This window comes from Chryseobacterium sp. CBo1, from assembly GCF_001693475.1.
In the GTDB taxonomy this organism is placed as follows: Bacteria; Bacteroidota; Bacteroidia; order Flavobacteriales; family Weeksellaceae; genus Chryseobacterium; species Chryseobacterium formosense.
Genome location: NZ_MAUH01000007.1, coordinates 58,773 through 80,249, shown reverse-complemented (window position 1 = coordinate 80,249; position 21,477 = coordinate 58,773). Strand labels below are relative to the sequence as shown.

General features: G+C 33.4%; 21 protein-coding genes. 12 read left to right on the top strand and 9 right to left on the bottom strand.

Features of this window, described 5'->3' with window-relative positions:
• Nucleotides 1–6 precede the first annotated feature (6 nt).
• Nucleotides 7–801, bottom strand: coding sequence for an FkbM family methyltransferase (locus BA768_RS06290; RefSeq protein WP_065720125.1), 795 nt, complete (start codon nucleotides 799–801; stop codon nucleotides 7–9).
• A 104-nt stretch (nucleotides 802–905) separates the two neighbouring features.
• Nucleotides 906–1,583, bottom strand: a complete 678-nt coding sequence (locus tag BA768_RS06285; protein WP_065720124.1) for a DUF2461 domain-containing protein — start codon at nucleotides 1,581–1,583, stop codon at nucleotides 906–908.
• Nucleotides 1,584–1,856: 273 nt separating this feature from the next.
• Here BA768_RS06285 and BA768_RS06280 point away from each other — a divergent pair, with 273 nt between their 5' ends.
• The 3 genes from BA768_RS06280 (at nucleotide 1,857) to BA768_RS06270 (ending at nucleotide 5,533) form a co-directional block, all read left to right on the top strand.
• Complete coding sequence (locus BA768_RS06280; protein WP_034679424.1) at nucleotides 1,857–3,578, top strand: DEAD/DEAH box helicase; 1,722 nt, start codon at nucleotides 1,857–1,859, stop codon at nucleotides 3,576–3,578.
• Between the two features lie 158 nt (nucleotides 3,579–3,736).
• Entirely contained in the window at nucleotides 3,737–4,375 is a 639-nt protein-coding gene (locus BA768_RS06275; protein WP_034679426.1) for a DUF47 domain-containing protein, read from the top strand.
• A gap of 15 nt (nucleotides 4,376–4,390) precedes the next feature.
• A complete protein-coding gene (locus BA768_RS06270; protein WP_065720123.1) occupies nucleotides 4,391–5,533 on the top strand; it encodes an inorganic phosphate transporter in 1,143 nt (380 codons plus the stop codon).
• Nucleotides 5,534–5,593: 60 nt separating this feature from the next.
• Here the strand turns inward: BA768_RS06270 and BA768_RS06265 are convergent, their stop codons facing one another.
• A complete protein-coding gene (locus tag BA768_RS06265) occupies nucleotides 5,594–5,926 on the bottom strand; it encodes a helix-turn-helix domain-containing protein (protein WP_065720122.1) in 333 nt (110 codons plus the stop codon).
• Between the two features lie 170 nt (nucleotides 5,927–6,096).
• On the opposite strand from BA768_RS06265, the gene BA768_RS06260 reads away from it, so the two are divergent.
• The 7 genes from BA768_RS06260 to BA768_RS06230 all read left to right on the top strand — a co-directional run bounded on the left by BA768_RS06260 (nucleotide 6,097) and on the right by BA768_RS06230 (nucleotide 11,696).
• Nucleotides 6,097–6,378: a hypothetical protein gene (locus BA768_RS06260; protein ID WP_123947073.1), complete on the top strand. Its 282-nt coding sequence runs from the start codon at nucleotides 6,097–6,099 to the stop codon at nucleotides 6,376–6,378.
• A gap of 52 nt (nucleotides 6,379–6,430) precedes the next feature.
• Nucleotides 6,431–7,195 carry a GLPGLI family protein gene (locus BA768_RS06255; RefSeq protein WP_034679432.1) on the top strand — a complete coding sequence of 255 codons (765 nt, stop codon included), beginning with the start codon at nucleotides 6,431–6,433 and terminating at the stop codon, nucleotides 7,193–7,195.
• A 78-nt stretch (nucleotides 7,196–7,273) separates the two neighbouring features.
• Complete coding sequence (locus BA768_RS06250) at nucleotides 7,274–8,245, top strand: polyprenyl synthetase family protein (RefSeq protein ID WP_034679598.1); 972 nt, start codon at nucleotides 7,274–7,276, stop codon at nucleotides 8,243–8,245.
• 40 nt (nucleotides 8,246–8,285) lie between these two features.
• On the top strand, nucleotides 8,286–9,242 hold the full coding sequence (locus tag BA768_RS06245; RefSeq protein ID WP_065720121.1) for a GSCFA domain-containing protein: 957 nt from the start codon (nucleotides 8,286–8,288) through the stop codon (nucleotides 9,240–9,242).
• A 24-nt stretch (nucleotides 9,243–9,266) separates the two neighbouring features.
• Complete coding sequence (locus BA768_RS06240; RefSeq protein ID WP_065720120.1) at nucleotides 9,267–9,779, top strand: DUF4269 domain-containing protein; 513 nt, start codon at nucleotides 9,267–9,269, stop codon at nucleotides 9,777–9,779.
• Nucleotides 9,780–9,783: 4 nt separating this feature from the next.
• On the top strand, nucleotides 9,784–10,554 hold the full coding sequence (locus BA768_RS06235) for a TatD family hydrolase (RefSeq protein WP_065720119.1): 771 nt from the start codon (nucleotides 9,784–9,786) through the stop codon (nucleotides 10,552–10,554).
• Nucleotides 10,554–11,696 (top strand): hypothetical protein, encoded by a 1,143-nt coding sequence (locus tag BA768_RS06230; protein ID WP_065720118.1) that lies wholly within the window; start codon nucleotides 10,554–10,556, stop codon nucleotides 11,694–11,696. Before BA768_RS06235 ends, BA768_RS06230 begins: the two co-directional genes overlap by 1 nt.
• Before the next feature lie 31 nt (nucleotides 11,697–11,727).
• Here BA768_RS06230 and BA768_RS06225 read toward each other — a convergent pair whose 3' ends face one another.
• The 6 genes from BA768_RS06225 to hpt all read right to left on the bottom strand — a co-directional run bounded on the left by BA768_RS06225 (nucleotide 11,728) and on the right by hpt (nucleotide 17,056).
• Nucleotides 11,728–12,996, bottom strand: coding sequence for a DEAD/DEAH box helicase (locus tag BA768_RS06225; protein ID WP_034679440.1), 1,269 nt, complete (start codon nucleotides 12,994–12,996; stop codon nucleotides 11,728–11,730).
• A 166-nt stretch (nucleotides 12,997–13,162) separates the two neighbouring features.
• Nucleotides 13,163–13,651, bottom strand: coding sequence for a DUF6438 domain-containing protein (locus BA768_RS06220; protein ID WP_065720117.1), 489 nt, complete (start codon nucleotides 13,649–13,651; stop codon nucleotides 13,163–13,165).
• A gap of 48 nt (nucleotides 13,652–13,699) precedes the next feature.
• Nucleotides 13,700–14,740: a DUF6438 domain-containing protein gene (locus BA768_RS06215; RefSeq protein WP_123947072.1), complete on the bottom strand. Its 1,041-nt coding sequence runs from the start codon at nucleotides 14,738–14,740 to the stop codon at nucleotides 13,700–13,702.
• On the bottom strand, nucleotides 14,733–15,716 hold the full coding sequence (obgE, locus tag BA768_RS06210) for a GTPase ObgE (protein ID WP_065720115.1): 984 nt from the start codon (nucleotides 15,714–15,716) through the stop codon (nucleotides 14,733–14,735). Before obgE ends, BA768_RS06215 begins: the two co-directional genes overlap by 8 nt.
• Nucleotides 15,717–15,795: 79 nt before the next feature.
• On the bottom strand, nucleotides 15,796–16,374 hold the full coding sequence (locus BA768_RS06205; protein WP_034679449.1) for an adenylate kinase: 579 nt from the start codon (nucleotides 16,372–16,374) through the stop codon (nucleotides 15,796–15,798).
• Between the two features lie 127 nt (nucleotides 16,375–16,501).
• The gene (gene hpt / locus BA768_RS06200) at nucleotides 16,502–17,056 is read right to left on the bottom strand and encodes a hypoxanthine phosphoribosyltransferase (protein ID WP_065720114.1); all 555 of its coding nucleotides are present in this window, start codon (nucleotides 17,054–17,056) and stop codon (nucleotides 16,502–16,504) included.
• 156 nt (nucleotides 17,057–17,212) lie between these two features.
• Between hpt and BA768_RS06195 the strand changes: the two genes are divergently transcribed.
• Nucleotides 17,213–17,914, top strand: a complete 702-nt coding sequence (locus BA768_RS06195; RefSeq protein WP_123947071.1) for a DUF1826 domain-containing protein — start codon at nucleotides 17,213–17,215, stop codon at nucleotides 17,912–17,914.
• 704 nt (nucleotides 17,915–18,618) lie between these two features.
• Nucleotides 18,619–21,444: a DUF11 domain-containing protein gene (locus BA768_RS06190; protein WP_165601775.1), complete on the top strand. Its 2,826-nt coding sequence runs from the start codon at nucleotides 18,619–18,621 to the stop codon at nucleotides 21,442–21,444.
• Nucleotides 21,445–21,477: the final 33 nt, after the last annotated feature.

Genomic DNA, 21,477 nt, shown 5'->3' with positions numbered 1-21,477 from the left:
TAGATTTTAGAAATTTTTAGGAATGAAAATAATATTGTTGATGTAGTCGGTTTTGTTTTTTTCGTCGCTGATATTTCTGACTAATATTTCTTCAGTAAGTTTTTCAAGTATAAATGTTTTCCGGTTTAAATAGTGGGCTTCAAAACCCCAGTTTTCCACTTCGGAAATTTCGTTCCAGATGGGTTGTTCGTGGTGTCTTTGTTCCATTTCAACCATCAAAGTCGGTCTGAACTGCTGTATTGTGCTTTTTCCACCAAAAAGGGTTTTCATTTCGTTTCCTTCCACGTCAATTTTAATGAAATCAATTTTTTGGATGTTTTTTGATTTCGTCCAATCATCCAGTTTTACGACTTCTACAGTCTCGGTGTAACTTCTTTCTTCTCCTTTTTCTTTATATTCCGTATTTAGTGTTCCTCTTGAAGCAACCATTTTTCCTTTGATGATCGGAACTTTAAATTGTGCCGTTGTATTTTCGTCGGAAAGTGCCACAGAAGAAATGTTCATCAACGGAAAAAGTCTTTTCAGTCTGATGTTTAATTTTTTATTAGGCTCAAAAGCATAAATGTTCTTGTGATTCAGCTTGTTTTCAAACTGATACAGGAAAGTTCCTACATTGGCGCCAATATCGAAAATGACAGCGTCATTTTGTAAATATTCTTTAATCCAAACCAGCTCCGGTTCAACATTTCGTCCTGAAAAGTTTTCTTTTGTAAGGTTTTTTAAATTTTTAAAATACCTCTGTTTATAAAAACCCGGACTAATGTACTGTAGTTTTTCGGCTAATTGCTGGTATAAAGACATGGTGTGAATATTTGAAGGCCAACAAAGGTAGTGAAAAATGTTAAATTGATGTTAAAAAATATAAATTGTAATGATTTGATTTTCAGTTAATATTTGTCTATTGTCTAATTTTGAGTATTTAAAATTGGGGTATCCAGAAAATCATTTAAAGGTTTTGCTGCTTCAAAGATTTTTGCAACATTTTTTACTGCATTTTTATCAGAAAGTTCTTTATTGGTGATGTTATGAACACCAATGTAACTTTTCAGCTTTAAATATTCTGCCATCGGATCTTCTTTTTCAAAACCTTGCGGAACATTTTTTAGTTTATTCTCGTCGTCGAGTTCTCCGTAATATTTTTTGAAATCTTTATCTTCAATGGTCTTCAGGAAATCATCTTTAAATAAAGAAATTTCTTTTCTGATTTGTTTTAAAATAGGGGAGTCGGGTAAATAAATTCCGCTTGCTAAAAAAGATTTTCCGGATTCAACGTGTAAGTAAAATCCTGATTTTGAATTCATTTTGCCCATTCCCAAAGAAGCCCCGAAATAGGTTTTGTAAGGTGTTTTGTCTTTTGAAAATCGGGTGTCACGGTAAATTCTGAGTAATGATTTTTTGGCATCCAGTTTTAATAGATCATCATCAAATTTTCCCATTTCGGAAATAAGTTCTTCTATAAAATCCTGAAAATCTGTCTGTGCTTCAGTGAAAATATTTTTGTTTTCATTAAACCATTCACGGTTGTTGTTTTTTTCAATAAGATTAAGAAAATCAAAAACTTTTGCAGAAAGATGAGATGCCATAATTTATATTTTTATCAAATGTAAATAATTATATTGAAAAGAAAATAGTAGAAATTTTTCAATGATCCATAATGATAAGTATTAAAATTATATAATTCTATAATGACAATTATTGTTGAAAAATTTTTAAATTAAAAATAAAAAAGATGTAGTTTTTTTGATTAAATATAAAAATGATTAGGGTTTTCTAAAATAAAATTATCAATTCGTTAATATTATATAATTTAATATTCAAATAAAAATTGTATCTTTGCAAAAATTTTATAATATTTAATGAATTTATTTACGGAAACCAATTTAAGTCCTGACATTCTTAAGGCAATTGGCGAACTGGGTTACGAAAGCCCGACAGAAATCCAAAAACAGACTATCCCTTTTATTCTTTCAGATATTCGCGATCTAATCGCACTTGCGCAGACAGGGACAGGCAAAACAGCAGCGTTTTCGCTTCCGATTTTGGATATGATTGACGATACGAGTCGCAAAATCCAACTTTTGGTGCTTTGTCCGACACGAGAATTATGTCTTCAGATTACAAAAGACATCAAAAATTATTCAAAATACATGCAGAACATTAAGACTACAGCAGTTTATGGTGGAAGCAGTATTATGGATCAGATGCGTTCTTTAAAGGAAAAACCGCAGATTATTGTAGGAACTCCGGGAAGAGTGATCGATTTGATCAACAGAAAAGCATTAGACTTTTCAGCAATTCACTGGTTGGTTTTAGACGAAGCAGATGAAATGCTTTCAATGGGTTTCAAAGACGAGTTGGAAACAATTATGAGTACTACTCCTGAAACCAAGCAAACTTTCCTTTTCTCTGCTACAATGAGCAAAGAAGTAGAAAGAATTTCTAAAAATTATCTTACAAAACCTCACCGTATTTCTGTTGGTTCTATTAACGAAGTTAAAAAGAACATCAAACATGAATATTATGTGGCAGGTTACCGTCAGAAAAAAGAGGCTTTGAAGAGATTGATCGATTCGAATCCTAATCAATATTCAATTATTTTCTGCCGTACAAGAATGGAAACTCAGGAAGTTGCTGATTTCCTGATGCAGAATGGTTATGCAGCAGATGCACTTCATGGTGATCTTTCTCAGGCGCAGAGAGATACGGTAATGAAGAAGTTCAGACTGAAAAACATCGATATTTTGGTGGCAACAGACGTTGCGGCGAGAGGTTTGGATGTAAATTCACTGACTCACGTTGTACATTATTCTTTACCGGATGATCCTGAAGTATTCGTTCACAGAAGTGGTAGAACAGGTAGAGCTGGAAAAGATGGTATTTCTATTTCTTTGATTAAACCTGAAGAAAGCAGAAAGCTGAAGCAGATAAAATCGACAACTAAAATTGAGATTAATGAAGCTAGAATTCCTACCGGAGAAGATATTATTAAAGCTCAGGTTGGAGGTGTTTTCGAAAGTCTTTTTGAAGTTCATGAAGATTTCTTTGAATTTGATGATTCTTTGATTCCTGATTTATCAGAATTTACCAAAGAAGAATTGGTGCACAAATTACTTCAGTTCCAATTGAAGGATCTTGCTTTGTATTATAAAGACAGACATGATCTTCTGGAGCAGAAAATGAGCAGCAGAGATGATGACAGAGGAGGAAGAGGAGACAGAAGAGATCGAGACAGAGGTAGAGACCGTGACCGTGACAGAGGGCCAAGAGGCGATCGTGACGGTAGAGGCGAGAGAGGCAGAAGCGATCGTGGTGGTAAGCCAAGACAAAGAGATGAAAATATGACGAGATTCTTCTTTAATCTTGGTAAAAAAGACCAATTGAAGAAACTTGACGTTTTAGAAATCATCAACAAAGCAACTTCTAGCAAAGGAAACAAGAGAGCGGAAATCGGTAACATTGAAATCCTTGAAAAATTCTCATTCTTTGAGGTTGAAAAATCGTACAAAAACGAACTTTTAGGAAATATTTCTTCAATGAAATTCAAAGGAAAAGATATGAGAGCTGAAGAAGCTAACTAATCTTCTCTTTATATCATACAACGAGCCGGCAATAATGTCGGCTTTTTTGTTTAAATGTGAACAAAAATTCCTTCAATGTGAACAAAAATTAACGCGGGAAGCTTTTTGATAAGATGCTTTTTTAGGAAATTTGCACACGAATTTATAAATACTATAAAATGGGAATTGGTAATATTTTCCACGCTTTTCAACCGAAAGATAAAATCTTCTTTGTACTTTTCGAAAAAGTTACAGATAATCTGGTTGCTATGTCTAACGATTTTAACCACGGAATCAAGGATTTTGATCTGAATGACGATTCTATGTTGAAACTGATGAGCGACTATGAGCATAAAAATGATGAACTTACTCACGAGATTTTCGTTGAATTGGGGAAAAACTTCATTACTCCTTTTGATCGTGAAGATATTCACACTTTAGCAACAGGTTTAGATGACATCGCAGATTACATCTATGCTTCTGCAAAATATATTTTCCTTTATAAGTCTCCTTTGATGAGAGCTTATGCAGATTTTTCTCTATTGATTCACAAAGCTTGTCTTGAGATTCAGAATGCGATGAAAAATCTTAAAGGGTTTAAAAACATGGAACAGGTGAAAGAAGCTTGTATCAAAGTGAATTCTATCGAAAACATTGCAGATGACCTTCTTTCAAATTCTATGGTAGAATTGTTTGAAACCAATGATGCAATCAATATCATCAAAGTTTCATCCGTATTAAATTATCTTGAAGTAGTAACCGATAAAGCAGAAGATGTTGCCAACACGATTGAGAACATCATGATTAAATACGCATAAAACAATATAACAGAAATGGAATTTCCTATTTTACTTACGGTTATTATTGCTTTAGCTTTAATCTTCGATTACATCAACGGTTTTCATGATGCGGCAAACTCTATTGCAACAATTGTTTCGACTAAAGTTCTTACGCCATTTCAGGCCGTACTTTGGGCAGCATTGTGGAATTTTGCAGCATTCTTTATCGCCGTTTATATTATCGGGGAATTCAAAATCGGTAATACGATTGCCAAAACCGTAAACGAAAACTTTATTACGCTCGAAGTAATATTTTCAGGTCTTATTGCAGCGATTGCATGGAACCTTTTGACTTGGTGGTTTGGTATTCCTTCATCATCATCTCACACTTTGATCGGGGGATTTTTAGGAGCAGCTTTAATGCATGCATTTATGATGGATTATCACGAAGTTGTTGCAGCACAACCTGATCTCGGAAGGTTTGCAACCATAAAGGAAGCTATCATGAAAGTGACTACGCAAAGCGTTGTGAAATTTGATAAAGTAATCCCTATTTTCTTATTCATTTTCCTTGCTCCGATTATTGGGATGATCATTTCGATCATTATTACTCTTATTATTGTTCATCTTTATAAAAAATCAAACCCACACAAGGCAGATAAAGCGTTTAAGAGACTTCAGTTGGCTTCTTCAGCTTTATTCAGTTTAGGTCACGGTTTAAATGATGCACAGAAAGTTATGGGTATTATTGGTGCGGCTTTAATTTACTATCACGTGAATATGCTTGCAGATCCTCAGTATCTGAATATTCCTACAGCAGAACGTTTTAATTATTTTTCTGAACATTATATCTGGGTTCCTTTGGTTTCGTTTATCGCAATTGCATTAGGAACAATGAGTGGTGGTTGGAAGATTATTAAAACGATGGGGACAAAGATTACAAAAGTAACACCACTGGAAGGAGTAAGTGCAGAGACTGCGGGAGCAATCACGCTTTTCATTACCGATCACTTTGGTATTCCGGTTTCTACAACCCATACAATTACCGGTTCGATTATCGGGGTAGGTCTTACAAAAAGGATCTCAGCAGTACGTTGGGGTATTACAGTAAGCTTGCTTTGGGCTTGGGTCTTAACGATTCCAATCTCAGCAATTGTTGCGGGAATTACTTATTTAGTGGTAACGTTTTTAACTTAAACTGAATTTTTCTTAACAATATAAAACTTTGTCTATCCGGGCAAAGTTTTTTGTTTATTCTTATTTATTGACCAATTGTAATATTAAATTGTTTTGTATTTCTACCAAATGATTGATCTGCTCTTGGTTTTTAAAAATGTTTTTCAGAATAGTATCAAATTCAAGATTGTTTTCGGGGATACCGTCATTTTTTTTACCGTAAAAATAAAGAACGTTCTTATTGAAGAAAGTAGAAATTTTTTGAATTAACTTGAAATCTATTTTTTCGACAAAGCCGTTCTCTATTTTACTGAGGTAACTCTGTGAAATTTCTAAGTGGTGAGCCATTTCTGCCTGAGAAATATTTTCAGCTTCTCTTAATTTTTTTATCTTAAAGCCAGTGTCTTTATTCATTATTTGGTGATGTATTGCAAATATATATGTTTTGATGAATTATTCCAAATAAAATGAATTATATTCTTTTTGGAATTGTATAAGGAAAATTTCTTGCTCATCTTTGATAAAAGTATTCGCGAAAAACTTTTAAAAATATTAATTTAAAATTTCAAATTATTATGAAAAAAATGATCTTAATTTTAGCTCTTGGAATGGCGGGAGTAATGAGTGCAAAAGATGTGGTAAAAGAAACCTCTGTTCAAAAATCAGAATCTGAGAACGTTGAAAAAGTACAAAATACTGAAAGTGCAGAAAACCTGACATCGAATAAATCAAAAAAATTATTTAGCAATATTCCTGTAAGAACTTCATGCGGATTGGTTACTTATATAACCTGGGATAGTGATTGGGGACAAGAATGCCTTATAAGTGATATGGAAGCAGCAGATTATATAATGTGTGCCCCTTAATCAGACTAAATGCCCATCATTGATTGATGGGTAATTTATTTATACCAAAATTATGAAAAGACAGATCTTATTATTATTCATTTTTATAGCTAATTTTTCCAATGCACAGAAAATTAGTTTTAATACAGCCTACTTCTACGAATATACTTATCACAATGATTCTACAGATGTAAACAAAGTTAATACAGAAACAACAGTTTTATTGTCAAACCAGAAAGAATCATTCTTTTGCAGCTATGTGAAAATGAAAAATGATTCAATATTGCTGAGCAATGTAAAGAAAGGCAATATGGCCGATTTTAGTACTTTACCAAAGAGCAGGGTCAATCAAAAAGTTTATTCGGACAAATCTCAAAACACTATTTTAATTTATGATAAAGTAGTGAATGCTACTTTTGCTTATACTGAAAATCCTGTAAAATGGAGTTTAGGAAATAGCAGGAAAAAGATTGGAGACTTCGAATGCCAGAATGCATATTGCATAATAAATAACAGAAAATTTGAAGCATGGTTTACAATCTCAATACCGGTAAATGACGGGCCGTACCGATTCAAGGGACTTCCTGGGCTTGTAGTAGAGGTTTATGATGAAAAAAAACTGTTCCATTTTGTTTTAAGTGAAATTAAGAAAGAAGAAATTTCCACAGAATTGCCTAAAAATACGATCTCTACCACTTCTGCTGATTTTAAAAATAAAAGACAGGAGTTTTTTAATAACCCTGCGGAAGTCTCTAAGGTTTATCTTGGAGATCGTGTAAAATTTGATTCAAAAACAGTAAATAGCAATTTTAAAAATTTCAACGTTTTTTTAGATTGATTTATTGCAGAATCGGTGATCATTTTTCCTTTAAAGAAAGCTCAGAAAATTGTATTTTTGTTCAAACTATTAAATTTTATGGAATTTTTAGACAGATACCAAGATATTGTTGCTGATGCGATTAGCAAATATACTTTCAAAGACAAGCCTACGGAACTTTATGAACCAATGAATTATATCATTTCGCATGGTGGAAAACGACTTCGTCCCATCATGGTTTTAATGGCTTGCGATCTGTTTGGAGGCGATCAGAAAATGGCGATAAAGCCGGCTTTGGCAATAGAATTTTTCCATAATTTTACTTTGATCCATGATGATATTATGGATGAAGCACCGTTGAGACGAAACAAACCGACTATTCATACCATTCACGGGATCAATACCGGGATTCTTTCCGGAGACGGATTAATGCTGAAAGCGTACAAATTTTTCGAAGATCTTGAACCTGAAATTTTTAAAGCATGTGTAAGAATCTTCACTCACACAGGTTTGCTTTTATGTGAAGGTCAGCAATATGATATCAATTTTGAAACCCAGGAAAATGTAACGTTCGATGATTATATCAGAATGATTACGTATAAAACAGGAGTTTTGAGTGCTTCTTCATTTGAGATCGGAGCAATGATTGCTAAAGCTCAGTTTAAAGACGCAAAAGCGATTTTCAATTTCGGAAAACATATTGGTATCGCTTTCCAGATTATGGATGATTATCTGGATGTTTTCGGAGATCAGGCTCAGTTTGGTAAGAAACATGCGGGCGATATTTACGAGAATAAAAAAACAGTTCTTTATCTTTTGGCAAGAGAGCACGGAACGGAGGAAGAGCGTAAAGAATTAGATTACTGGTATTCTAAAAAAACCGATAATATTGATAAAGTTTACGGTGTAGAAAAGATTTTCAGAAGAACAAGAGTGGATGAAAAAGCACTTCGTTTAATCGAAAAGCATAATGAAATCGGCCAAAGTTACTTATCAAAAATTAATGTTCCGGAGGAAAAGAAAAAACCGTTCACAGAATTAGCAAATTACCTTTTGAGAAGAGAATCCTAATTTTCAAATTGGCCCATTCTCAAATTTTCAAATTATATTAATGAAATTCCGTACCGAAGTTGACATAAAACCATCGCCGAAGAAGATTGAAATTGAAGATAAAATATTTTCAATAGGCTCTTGCTTTGCTTCGGAAATGTCGGATTTGTTCGACAAAGGACAACTTCAGACGGTTAATAATCCTTTCGGGACGATTTTTAATCCGTTTTCGATTAATAATTCGGTTAAAAGGCTTCACGATTCAGCATTTTATAATGAAGATGAACTTATTGCATATCACGATGAGTTTATTTCTTTGGATCATCATACGAGTTTTGATACGAGATATATTCATCAGACTTTAGATAAAATCAATGCTAAAATAGAAGAAGGAAACCGTTTTTTACAGGAAACAAACTGGGTGATTATCACTTACGGAACCTCATTTATCTATGAATTTGAACCTAAGAAAAAGCTTGTGGCCAATTGTCATAAAATTCCACAAAAATTCTTCGAGAAAAGACTTTTGACGAATCAGGAATTGACAGATTCTATATATGATACCATTATTAATCTGGAAGATATTTGTAAAGATGATGTACAGATTCTTTTCACCGTTTCACCAGTTCGTCATACGAAAGACGGTATGACTGAAAATCAATTAAGTAAATCTAAATTGATAACAACGGTTCATGAAGTAATTTCACAGTTTGAAAATTGCCATTATCTTCCGATTTATGAAATTTTAATGGATGATTTACGGGATTACAGATTTTATAAAGAAGATTTAATTCATCCCAATTCTCAGGCAGTTAATTATATCTTTGAAAAATTTGGAGAAGCTTATTTTTCAGATGAAGCTAAAGATTTTATTAAAGAGAATTTTAAAATCAATAAAGCTTTAGAACATCGAACGGATGATGAAAAAGATCCGAAATTTATTGAGTTTAAAGAAAAATTAAACCAAAGAATTGAAGTTCAAAAACAGAAGGTGAAGCATTCGATATTCAAGGTATAAGGTTCAAAGATTAATGTTATTAAAATGATTGATTTTACAAAGCTTAATTATCTGAAAATCGGAAATGAAAAGCAGAGAATAATTTATGAGGTTCTTACAAAATATAAAATCTTTGATATATTAAAAAAATATTCTCCAATCTTAGCAGGAACTATTCCGATCGAAATTGATATTGAAGAAAGTGATTTGGATATTATTTGCGAGGTCAAGGATAAAGTTGAGTTTGAGAAATTTTTAATTCAAGCATTTAAGGATTTTGATTTAAAGATTGAAATTTTAAAAATTAATAATGAAAAATCATTAGTTTGTAATTTTAAATTAGAAGAATTTCCTATCGAAATTTTCGGACAAAACAAACCGACAACACAGCAGAATGCTTATCTCCACATGATTGCCGAATACAAAATTTTACAGGAAAAAGGAGAGGAGTTTAAACAAAAAATAATAGATCTTAAGAAACAAGGAATGAAAACCGAACACGCTTTCGGAATGCTTTTACATTTAGAAAATCCTTACGAAGATCTTTTGAAATTTTAAAATAATGATTGATACGCATACCCATTTATATTCTGAAGAATTTGATGAAGACAGAAAAGAAGCAATTCAAAGAGCTTTAGATAAAGGAATTACAAAGTTTTATCTTCCGGCAATCGATTCTGAATCGCATGAAAAAATGCTTCAACTGGAAAGTGAATATCCGAATCAGATTTTCTCAATGATGGGATTACATCCTTGTTATGTAAAGCCAGAATCCTGGGAAAAAGAACTGGAAATCGTAAAAAATTACCTCGACCAAAGACATTTTCCGGCAATCGGAGAAATCGGAATAGATCTGTATTGGGATAAATCGACTTTAGATATTCAGGTAAAAGCTTTTGAACAACAAATCGACTGGGCAATTGAAAAAGATTTGCCAATTGTAATTCATACCCGAGAAAGCTTTGATGAAACTTTTGAGGTTTTAGAAAGGAAAAAACATCCGAAACTTCGCGGGATTTTTCACTGTTTTTCAGGGAATTTGGAGCAGGCAAAACATGCTTTAGATCTGAATTTTATTTTAGGAATCGGTGGAGTAGTAACCTTTAAAAATGGTAAAATAGATCAGTTTTTACATGAAATTCCTTTAGATAAAATCGTTCTGGAAACAGATTCCCCATATTTGGCTCCTGTTCCGCATCGTGGAAAAAGAAATGAAAGCTCATATCTTGATCTCATTGTCGGAAAACTGGTGAACATTTACAATAAAGATTTTGCTGAGATTGGGAGAATTACGAGTGAGAATGCAGAAATGATGTTTAAAAGAATTATGTAATGGAAAATATTTTTTCTAAAAAAAACGATTGGAAATTGTCAGTTTTATATTGGCTTTATGTATTAATTAATTTAATGTTTTTAGTCAAATACGGAATTAGACAATCTGTCATTTCCATCTATATTTTAGTATTTATTTTTATATTATTTCATGTTTTTATTTATAAATGGGGAATTATACTGATATCGAAGATTGCAGATAAACCTTATGTTTTAACTGTACTGATTGTCTTTTTTACAATAATTTACATAATATCATGTAATCTCATTAAAAATCCGTATGAGCTAAATATAGATCGATGGCAGACAATAGAATTTGTAATGGATTATTGGCTAAAAGGGAAATATATTTATGATACCCGAAACTTTATGGGGAATTTTCCGTCTTATCTTCCTGGCCAGCTTTTAATAATTTTACCTTTTTACCTAATTGGAAATGTAGGATATATTCAGGTAGCCGCATTTTTAGCTTTTTGTGTAGCTGTAATTAGAAATTTTGAAAATAATACCTATAAATTTTTAGTAATTCTGCTTTTTGGTATCTCTTTGTCTTATATTTATGAAGCAGTATGCAAAAGTGATTTAATCTCATCATTTATTATTGTTTCTGTATTTATACTTTTTTGGCACAGAAATTTTAAAGAAGATTATTTTCAAAAATCATTTTTTTTAGGAATATTATTAGGAATAATTTGTTTGACAAGAAGTGTTGTTATAATACCATTGATTCTTTTTTTATTTAAGCCTTTTATTGAAACAAGTTCGAATAAAAAAATTAAAACAATATTAGGATTTATAATTTCTTTTTCAGTTTTAATGACAACTGTACTTCTTTCTGCTCCCAATTTTGACTATGTACTAAAGTACAATCCACTGGCATTGCAAGGCCAAACTAATAAATACATTACACTTTTTTTTATAGTGCTGATCTTTATATTATCTTTCTTTTATGTAAAAAATTTAAAGCAGGTTTTTTTCTTATCAGCACTGATAACTTTTGCGGTAACAACAACTTTTGTATTTGAACAAATAAGTTGGGGATATGATTTAAGATATTTAGGATTTTCGTACAGTGCTATAGCATTACCATTTTGCTTAATAGGGTATTGTTTACAATTGGAAGAATTAGATAATTCAAAATAGCAAGCCTTCCAATCGGAAGGCTTGCTATTTATTATTTCTTTCTCGAAAAATTACTCTTATTCTTCGGTTTTTTAAAACCAATGTCTTTTCTCTGTTGAGACGGATCTTTTGGTTTAGGTCTCGGAGTAAAGGGTTTATTATTAGAATCTCTTTTTTCAACAACCAAATTGTCTGTGTGAAATGGGTGATCTTTTACCACAGGAATTTTCATTCCGATCAGTTTTTCGGTGTCTTTCAGATTCAATAAATCTAAACCGTCCACAAATGAGATTGAGCTCCCTTCAGAACCTGCTCTTCCGGTTCTCCCGATTCTGTGAACATACGTTTCTGCAACATCGGAAAGTTCGAAATTCACAACATATTTCAGTTCATCGATATCAATTCCTCTTGCAGCAATGTCTGTGGCGATCAAAACACGCGTTTTTCCGGATTTAAAATTGTTCAGCGCATTTTGTCTTGCATTCTGAGACTTATTTCCGTGAATCGCTTCTGTGGTGATATGGCTTTGCTGAAGTTTTTTTGAAATTTTATCGGCACCGTGTTTTGTTCGTGCAAAAACCAACACTGAACCAGAGATATCATTTTTTAAAATATGGGTTAAAAGAGCAATTTTATCATCTTTTTCAACAAAATAGATAGATTGCTTAATCGTTTCTGCTGTAGAGGAAATTGGGGTCACAGAAACTTTTATCGGAGTATTCAGAATAGAATCTGCCAGTTTCTGAATTTCCGTCGGCATTGTTGCAGAGAAAAATAAAGTTTGTCTTTTTTGAGGTATAAGCTTGATGATTCTTTTCACATCGTGTACAAAACCCATATCCAGCATTCTGTCGGCTTCGTCCAGAACAAATATTTCAAGATTCTTAAGTGAAATAATTCCCTGTGCAACAAAATCCAGCAATCTTCCCGGAGTTGCTACCAAAATATCTACACCTTTTCTCAAGGCTGCTTCCTGGTTTCCCTGTTTTACACCACCAAAAATTACCAATTTTCTGAGGGGTAAGTTTTTACCATAAGCATTAAAGCTTTCTTCAATCTGAATGGCCAATTCTCTTGTAGGAGTAAGAATCAAAGCTTTTATATGATTATTTTTCGGTGCTTTTCTTTCGGTAAGATTTTGTAAAATAGGAATGGCGAAAGCGGCAGTTTTTCCTGTTCCTGTTTGTGCTGTTCCTAAAACATCTCTGTGTTCTAATATGGAAGGAATTGCCTGTTCCTGAATAGGAGTAGGCTTTTCGTAGCCTTCATTTTGAAGCGCATCAAGAATGGGCTTAATTAATTTTAAGTCTGTGAATAACAAAATATATATTGTGTATTAAAATAATGCGGTTGAAGCAGTATACTTCATCATTTTTAGCAGATCTGCTAAATGTATTTTAACAGAATTTTTAAGTAAAATCATTTACTATTTGGCTGAGAATGCCGCGAAATATACTGCAAAGATACTCTAAATTAATTTAAGAATATTACTGAACCTTTTCCCACTGCTGATTATGCTTTAAATCTTCGAAAAATTTGTAAACAGTCATTAGTTTTTCCGTTCCTTTTTTTCCGTAGTCTTCAATGTTTTTTTCTGAACCGTCAGCAAATTTAATTCTTAGAAAAGAAGTAGATAAATCGGTAATATTACGTTTTCCGTATTTGTCATTTAAGCTTTTAGCGTTCAAATCGTCAAGAAGAGTTGTGAGTTTTTTGTAATCAGCTTCTTTAATGATTGTTTTAAATGTACCTTCTCTGGGTTTATCGAATTCACCTTTAGAAAACCCTTTAGAAAAATTGAAATGTTCTGCTTCTAAAACTGCTGTTCTGTCTCCATTAATCGTCATTTTGTAGATCGGACAAGAACCGAAGCAAGGTCCTGCTTCATATTCTATCGTTGAATATTTTGAGGTTATTTTTTGTGAATTGCAAGAAAATACAAATGCAAATGCCAAAAGGCTGAATAAATACTTCATTTTTGTTTTTTTAATTTAAAAACCTCTGTCAATAATTGTTCCAAATTTTTATTTTATGAGCTTCCAATCTTGATTAAATCGTAGATCGAATAGCTTTTTATAAAGAAGTTTTAAACCATAAGTTCCTGATAAGCCATAATCTTCAATGGTTTTTACTTTACCATTATCATAAAAGATTTTTAGCTTTGAAGATTGATCATCTGTCCAGTGAACCGCATAATTATCAAGAAGATTCTGAAAATCAATATAGTTTAAAATATTTTCAAGTTCTCTGAAATTATTTTGTTTTACTACAACTTCAAATGTTTTTCTATCCGGATCCGAAATCTCTTTTACGAACTCTGCATTTTTAAAATCAATGAAATTATAGGAATCTGCATAAAATGTGGAAGTTCCGTTTTTATTTATTTCTAATTTGAAAATCGGACAATATCCATAACACATTTCAGTTTCATATACGATTTTGTCTACAGATAATTTTCCCGGCTGAGGATTGTATTCAATGATATTTCCAAATTTATACTCTACAATTCTGGATTCAATATGATGATTGAAGATAAGTTCTTTGGCATTAATATCTTCAACAGCGACATCATAGAAAACTTTCAAAAAGTCTTGACTATTAATTTGAATAACTAGAGGAATAACAAATGTATGGAAATTTGGGCCTAAATTTTTTATTTCATAAGAACCATCGATATCTAAAATTATGATCACAACAGAGCTGCAGGAAGTGTTTTTTTTCGTTTCAGAGTCATATCCACCACATGTCTTATCATCACCAATTATAAGCAAATCTGTTTTGCCATTATGATCAAAATCTCCTTTGTAGAAGCTTTTTGTAATTCCTAATTTTTTTGCAGTATTTCGCAATAATTCAGTTACAGAATGATAATTTTCGCCAAAACTCTCAATTGTTTTTAATTCAAATTCAGATAAGTGGTCTTTTTCACTTTTAGAACATGATCTTACAAAAGACTCAACCTCGAGTTCTGTCTCGAGGCTGTCTATTTTTGATAAAACCTTACTTTGTGAAAAGTAAAATTGATTGATTAAGATAATTAAAAAAAATACTATTTTTCTATCCATGAAGTTTTTTCCAGATTGCATCTTTCAGTTCCATCAAACCTTCTCCGGTTACTCCTGAGAAAAATAAAGGTTTTCTGTTCTCAGGGAATTCTGCTAAAACTTCTTTTTTTAGTTCATCATCCAAAAGATCTGCTTTTGAAACGGAAATAATGAAATCTTTATCTAATAATTCAGGATTGTATTCTTTCAACTCATTTTCCAAAATTTTAAATTCCTGAAAATGATCTTCAGAATCGGCAGGAATTAAAAATAATAAGATTGAATTTCGTTCAATATGTCTTAAAAATCGGTGTCCTAATCCTTTTCCTTCCGCTGCACCTTCAATAATTCCGGGAATATCTGCCATTACAAAAGATTTGTAATTTCTGTAATCAACAATTCCTAAATTGGGTGTCAAAGTAGTAAATGCATAATTGGCGATCTTCGGTTTTGCTGCAGAAACAGACGATAATAAAGTAGATTTTCCTGCGTTAGGGAAACCAACTAAACCTACATCTGCTAAAATTTTAAGCTCGAAAACAACGTAACCTTCCTGACCATCCATTCCCGGTTGTGCAAATCTAGGAGTCTGGTTGGTAGAAGATTTGAAGTGTTCGTTTCCTTTTCCTCCCATTCCGCCTTCCATCAGGATGATTTCCTGACCATCTTCCATAATTTCACCGATGATTTCGCCTTCTTCGTTTTTAGCGATAGTCCCAATCGGAACTTCGATGTAAACGTCTGCTCCGTAAGCCCCGGTCAGCTGGTTTTTTCCTCCGTTTTCACCACGTTCCGCTTTTACGTGACGGGTGTAACGAAGGGGTAGTAAAGTCCATTCATTGGCATTTCCTTTCATAATGATGTGTCCACCGCGACCTCCATCACCTCCATCGGGACCACCTTTCGGGATATATTTTTCGCGACGAAGATGGGCAGAACCTGCGCCACCATGACCGCTTTTACAATGAATCTTTACGTAATCTACAAAATTTGACATAATTTTAATTCAAGGTTTTATATTTAAAATTCAAAGTTCCAAACCTTGAATTTTGAACTTTGAATATTGAATCAAAAATTTATGAAAATTTTTGAACTTCAGCGAAAAGTTTTTCAGAGATTTCGTTGATGTCTCCGACACCGTTGATCTCTACATATTTGCCTTGTTGTTTGTACAACTCGGCAACTTCTGCTGTTTTTGTGTAGTATTCTTTTATTCTGTTTTCGATGATCTCAACATTGCTGTCGTCTGATCTTCCGCTGATTTCTCCTCTTTTCAAAAGTCTTTCAACCAAAATAGAATCTTCAACGACCAAAGAAAGGCAAACGTCGATCTCATCATTTAATTCTTCTTTTACTATTTTTTCCAAAGCTTCTGTCTGAACGGCGGTTCTTGGATATCCGTCGAAAATAAATCCTGCAGCATCACTTGGTTTTCTGATCTCATCAATCAGCATATCTGTCGTTACCTGATCCGGAACCAATTCTCCTTTATCGATGTAAGATTTAGCCAGTTTCCCAAGTTCGGTATCGTTTTTCATGTTGAACCTGAAAAGGTCACCTGTTGAGATTTGTTTTAAATTGAATTTTTCGATTAGGTTTTGCGCTTGAGTTCCTTTTCCACTTCCTGGAGGACCGAACAGAACAATGTTTATCATAATGTGGTTTCGCTATTGGCAATTGGCGAATGGCTTCTTGCTCTTAGCATTTTTAAATTAATAATTACTTTTTACTTAGATATAATTTTTAAAAGCTAATAGCCAAAAGCTAGAAGCTGATCGCATTTTAGTGATTGATTTGTCCGTCTTCCAACTGATATAAATTCGGTAGGTTTCTCCCTAACTCATCATAATCCAGTCCGTAACCCAATACAAATTTGTTTGGAATTTCTTTTCCAATATAATCAAGTTTAAAATCTTTTTTATAAACTTCAGGTTTCAATAGGAATGAAGCAATTTTTACAGATTTCGGACGTTGGGTTTCATTAAAATATTTGAAAAGACTTTCAACAGTATTTCCGGTATCTACGATATCTTCTACAAGAATAATGTGACGGTCTTTTACGTCTTTCGTTAATTCCATTTTCTGATAAACAATTCCTGTAGATTCTGTCCCGGCATAAGAACTCATCTGGATAAAAGCGATTTCGCAAGAGCCCGGATAATGTTTAAGAAGGTCTGAAAAAAACATGATAACACCATTTAAAACACCAATAAAAACAGGAACTTCATTTTTATAGTCTTCGTGAATTTTTAGAGCAGTTGCTTTTACAATTTCCTGAATTTCGGCATCCTTTAAATAGGGAACAAAAGTTTTGTCGTGAACTTGAATACTTTCCATAAAATTTTTCGTAGGCGGCAAAGTTACGGATTTTTGATTGAAATATTTTTAGGAAGGGTAGGGTTATTTGCATAAATGTTTTTGAAGTGATCTAACTTTAAATTTGTATCACTGTTGTTTATTATTTTTGCAGATAATTAAGTCTGTGAAATTGATATGATAAATGATATATTTTCTGAAAATAATCAGGTTGAAGTGGTTTCTTCTTTTTCTGAATTGGTAAATACCAAGTTTCAAGGGGAAGTAAATGCTCTGTGTTGGGAAAGAAGTTTAACCGGAGATTTTGAAGAAATTGTTTCGAAGCTTGAGTTAAAAGAAAATATTACAGAAATTTCTATTGAGGAGCTTTTGGTTTTAAACTTATCTGAAAAGGGGAGTGTTGCAAGAGAAATTATGCTAAGTGATTTGCAATTATTATCAGATTTCGGAGCTTCTCCTTCTCTTAATTTACTTAAAAATTATGATCGTGATGATGAGCTTGATTTTATTTCAACCGATGTATATTCTTATCATGTAGACCGCTCACCAATTGGAACAGATACCTTTTTGTGTACTTATTATGGTGCAGCAAGTGATATAATTCCAAATAATCAAGTTGTACAAAAAATATTGATTCCTGAAGTTCGTGAAAAACTTAGTCAATTATATGACGGTTCAGAAGGTGATTTTGAATCTTTTCTTAAAGAAAATTTCTTCGATTTGCATTACGAACCAAAGCCCGATGCACAACCCACCAATTTGGGAAATGGTCATCTTTGGCGATTGGCGGTAGATCATCCTGAGCAAAACGTTTTACCCTGTGTTCATCGAGCTCCTGTGGAAAATAAGGGAGAGTGCCGACTTTTGCTGATCTGTTAATTGTCTGAAAAACAGTGTGCTTTATTTTACAATACAAAGAGACTCGGCAGAGTTTTTTTGATTTTTAATTTCCTGTTATCTTATCAAAATACATTCTTATTCGAATGATTATACTTTTTGGATAAGATTACTCTTTTGAAGAATAATTTTCAATAATTAATGATAAATGTCATAAATGATGATTCAGACGCTGTTTGGAGGTGTTGTTTTGATGTGTAAACTGTTGATTATTAATAAATAATGATGATGAATTCCCAATAAGGTATAAAAAATATTTTACAAAATGTAAACGATTATGTTACGAATTATTCAATCCATATTAAAATATGGTTAAAAAATCAGGTAGGGATGTGCTATTTAAATGATTTTGTGTATTTTTGCTGCTCAAACTGAAACTGAATGAAAATGTTTAACACCTTCTTTCAGCACCTTGTTCAACAGGTGTTGATTTTCCCTTGTGATTTTTCCCCACACGCAACATCTTTTGAATTTGCTTCCATGGCAAATTTCTTGTCAGTCAAGAGGCATATTCAATTCTTATCAATCCGAGAAATAAGGCTCTAAACCCTTAATTTTCTTCAAAATATAAACATTTTGCTCAGAGATTATTTCTTTGGGTTAAAATCATATTATCAAAACTCATGATACCCTCATCCATGAAAAAAATATATCAACTAAAAACAAATGTCAGTTTAAAATTATTTTTGACATTATTTATCACTCTTTTGTGCAACAGCTTTTTATTTGCTGATGGTTCAAAAGATTTATACCCGAACGGAAAAGCAGGATACCGTGCTTACCTTAGATCCAGCTTAACGCCGGATACAGAACGATGGCCGTTTCCTACAAACGGAACGCATTATGTGTATGCAAAAGAAGGAGAGAGAATTACTTTAGCATCCAGTGCGCAACTTGCCGGTAATGCAAAAATCATGATGTACAATCCATCAGGTACCCTTATTGTAGATAATAATAACGCCGGTCAAATCGCAAGTAGAGATCAGGAAAAAAACGGCCCTAAGCTTTTTAATGAAAGTTCAAGTACTAAATATACACCTATATATTATCTGGTTCCAAGCGGAGGGACAGGTATCTATCGGGTAGAATTTCTTGCAAGAGGTACTACAATTCCTAGCACCACTATTCTTGCAAACTCAAACTGGACGCAGGATAACACGGCCGGTATTTATGCATGGGATATTTCCGTTATCAACACAGCAAACACCGGATTTATCAATGGTCGTGTTTATGCAAATTTGCTTAATATGAGTAACGGAAACCAAAATTCGAGCTCCAACGGATTCTATGGAATTGTATACGGATTGACGGACGATGGTTTTATTTATAGAATTAATAATAATGGTAATAATGGGTTGTACTTCTCGTTTTTTATCAACAACAACGGTTTTACAAATGCCAGTGGAGTATCGGTTTATAAGAGTTTAAATATTACAAACCTATCTAGTACTGATGTACAAAATCCTACGTCTGCAGATATTTCAAACTCAACAACACAGCAGATTACCCACAAAATCTTCTACACCCTGCCTTCTTCAGATCTGCCTGAAACCAGCGTTGGTGCAGTACCGGGAAACAGTACCTGGTTGAGAAAAACTCCTATTGTACCTGTTGTAACTTCATTGAATACACAGGGAGTTGAAGGTACAAATGGGCAGGTAAGCTCGAAGGGAGGATATATTAAATTTAATTCCAACAGACCCGCAAAGTATACGATCATCATTAAGAGCAGCGCCACTCCTGCTACTTTTACGGAAAGAGTTTTGCTGGGTTTTGCCAATGCCAATGCCAACAGCATATTATGGGATGGAAAAGATGGAGCAGGTCAGCCTCTTCCAGTGGGAATTCATCAGGCGGATGTTTCAGTTCAGCTTCAGGGAACAGAGGTGCACTTTCCGTATATTGATATGGAATACAACAGGTTCGGAACGATCATTGAGTTGCTGAACAAAGATGATCTTTCTCAGGTTGCGTCAAGTACAGTTTACTGGAACGATACTGATATTCCAAATGTTAATAACGGTAGTAATTCTTCACCTAAAAACAATTCTCATTTACCGCCTGTAAATAGCGCAGGATTAAATAGTAATATAAATGGACATATTTGGGGAGTAAACGGTACAGGAACGGGTGGTCAGTTTGGTGATGTAAAGTCAATGGATACCTGGGCATTTGTGAAAGGTCCTGTTGAAACACAGCCTGTACCTATTGTTACTCAAATTGCGGATCTTAAGATTTCTCAGGCAGTTGCAGATAAAACAGCTGTTATTCCCGGAGATGTTGTTACTTTTTATGTAAAAGCTAAAAATGATGGACCAAGTGCAGTTACAGGATCTAAATTTACGTTTACAATTCCTGTTGGATTTAGTCCTCAATCGGTTGTATTTGATGGTAAAGGGTGTGGTACCGAGTCACTTGCCATAACTTATAATGCTGCAACAAGAACCTATTCATCTTCTATTGATCTTCCGAACGGTTGTGAAATCGGTTATACCATAAAATTAAATGTAACCACAGGTGTGAATTCAGGAAATCAAAATTTTAAAGCAGGTATTTTACGTCCTAATGACGTTACCGACCCTGATGCAACGAATCCTGATCCGACAGTACAGCCTACAGACGCACAGGCAGAATGTACTAATAATGGTATTGGAGGAAGCTGTAACAATATCAAAAATTTATCGCTTTCTTATACAGCGGCAGCAATATGTACGGAACAAGTCGGAGGAGAAGACTTTACTACTTCATTTGGAACACCAAAAACATTTGTTCAGCCTGCAACGAATTACGGATTTGTGTTTGACATTTATTCTATAGACAATTCCTTTAACATGACTGTAAATGGTGTGAAAATAGCATCTTCTGAAATTGAATTCCAGTCTGGTGCAGTACCCGGAATTAATATTCGTTTTGCTGATGGTGATCAATATGAAGTGAATACTCCTTTGATATACAATTATTCAGGATCTGCTGCTGCACCACTTATCAGAGTAGTAATCAGTCCTACAGGTGTAGTTTCTATGTACGGAAGTAAAACTGCAGGTGGAGCACTTTTCCCGCTTGAACTTTTCAACGGAAATTCATTTAACACAATACCTTGGAACACTTCTTCCGGTAATACAATAACAATTACTCAAGCTGTTGTAGGAGCAACAATTATTACCGGTAGAGGATACGGACTGAATATCGTTCAGTGTGCATGCTACAATCTTCCGAATACGACAACTACGGGTATTGCTGCTCAACATGGTATTACGCTTCTTAAAAGAGCAGGAGCTGCAGAAGGAAACTGGCCAATGATCAGAACCGGAGCACATACTGTTTTAGAATCAAATACTAAAGGCTTTGTAATTACGAGAGTTCCTACGACAGGTCTTTCGGCTATTACTCAACCTGTAGATGGTATGATGGTTTATGATACAACGGCTAAATGTCTTAAAATTTATACAGTAGATACAGCAGTTCCTGCCAATACAGGATGGTTTTGTTTTTCTACACCTGCTTGTCCGTAAAAATAGTTTACAGAATTCAGGATAATCATTTAA

Excerpts from the sequence above, each read along its gene's own strand:
- BA768_RS06215 (WP_123947072.1), bottom strand. The coding sequence starts at position 14,740 with ATGGATAGAAAAATAGTATTTTTTTTAATTATCTTAATCAATCAATTT.
- BA768_RS06220 (WP_065720117.1), bottom strand. The coding sequence starts at position 13,651 with ATGAAGTATTTATTCAGCCTTTTGGCATTTGCATTTGTATTTTCTTGC.
- BA768_RS06230 (WP_065720118.1), top strand. The coding sequence starts at position 10,554 with ATGGAAAATATTTTTTCTAAAAAAAACGATTGGAAATTGTCAGTTTTA.
- BA768_RS06280 (WP_034679424.1), top strand. The coding sequence starts at position 1,857 with ATGAATTTATTTACGGAAACCAATTTAAGTCCTGACATTCTTAAGGCA.
- BA768_RS06260 (WP_123947073.1), top strand. The coding sequence starts at position 6,097 with ATGATCTTAATTTTAGCTCTTGGAATGGCGGGAGTAATGAGTGCAAAA.
- BA768_RS06240 (WP_065720120.1), top strand. The coding sequence starts at position 9,267 with ATGATTGATTTTACAAAGCTTAATTATCTGAAAATCGGAAATGAAAAG.
- BA768_RS06265 (WP_065720122.1), bottom strand. The coding sequence starts at position 5,926 with ATGAATAAAGACACTGGCTTTAAGATAAAAAAATTAAGAGAAGCTGAA.
- BA768_RS06195 (WP_123947071.1), top strand. The coding sequence starts at position 17,213 with ATGATAAATGATATATTTTCTGAAAATAATCAGGTTGAAGTGGTTTCT.
- BA768_RS06275 (WP_034679426.1), top strand. The coding sequence starts at position 3,737 with ATGGGAATTGGTAATATTTTCCACGCTTTTCAACCGAAAGATAAAATC.
- BA768_RS06205 (WP_034679449.1), bottom strand. The coding sequence starts at position 16,374 with ATGATAAACATTGTTCTGTTCGGTCCTCCAGGAAGTGGAAAAGGAACT.
- obgE (WP_065720115.1), bottom strand. The coding sequence starts at position 15,716 with ATGTCAAATTTTGTAGATTACGTAAAGATTCATTGTAAAAGCGGTCAT.
- BA768_RS06245 (WP_065720121.1), top strand. The coding sequence starts at position 8,286 with ATGAAATTCCGTACCGAAGTTGACATAAAACCATCGCCGAAGAAGATT.
- BA768_RS06250 (WP_034679598.1), top strand. The coding sequence starts at position 7,274 with ATGGAATTTTTAGACAGATACCAAGATATTGTTGCTGATGCGATTAGC.
- BA768_RS06290 (WP_065720125.1), bottom strand. The coding sequence starts at position 801 with ATGTCTTTATACCAGCAATTAGCCGAAAAACTACAGTACATTAGTCCG.
- BA768_RS06235 (WP_065720119.1), top strand. The coding sequence starts at position 9,784 with ATGATTGATACGCATACCCATTTATATTCTGAAGAATTTGATGAAGAC.
- BA768_RS06255 (WP_034679432.1), top strand. The coding sequence starts at position 6,431 with ATGAAAAGACAGATCTTATTATTATTCATTTTTATAGCTAATTTTTCC.
- BA768_RS06270 (WP_065720123.1), top strand. The coding sequence starts at position 4,391 with ATGGAATTTCCTATTTTACTTACGGTTATTATTGCTTTAGCTTTAATC.
- hpt (WP_065720114.1), bottom strand. The coding sequence starts at position 17,056 with ATGGAAAGTATTCAAGTTCACGACAAAACTTTTGTTCCCTATTTAAAG.
- BA768_RS06285 (WP_065720124.1), bottom strand. The coding sequence starts at position 1,583 with ATGGCATCTCATCTTTCTGCAAAAGTTTTTGATTTTCTTAATCTTATT.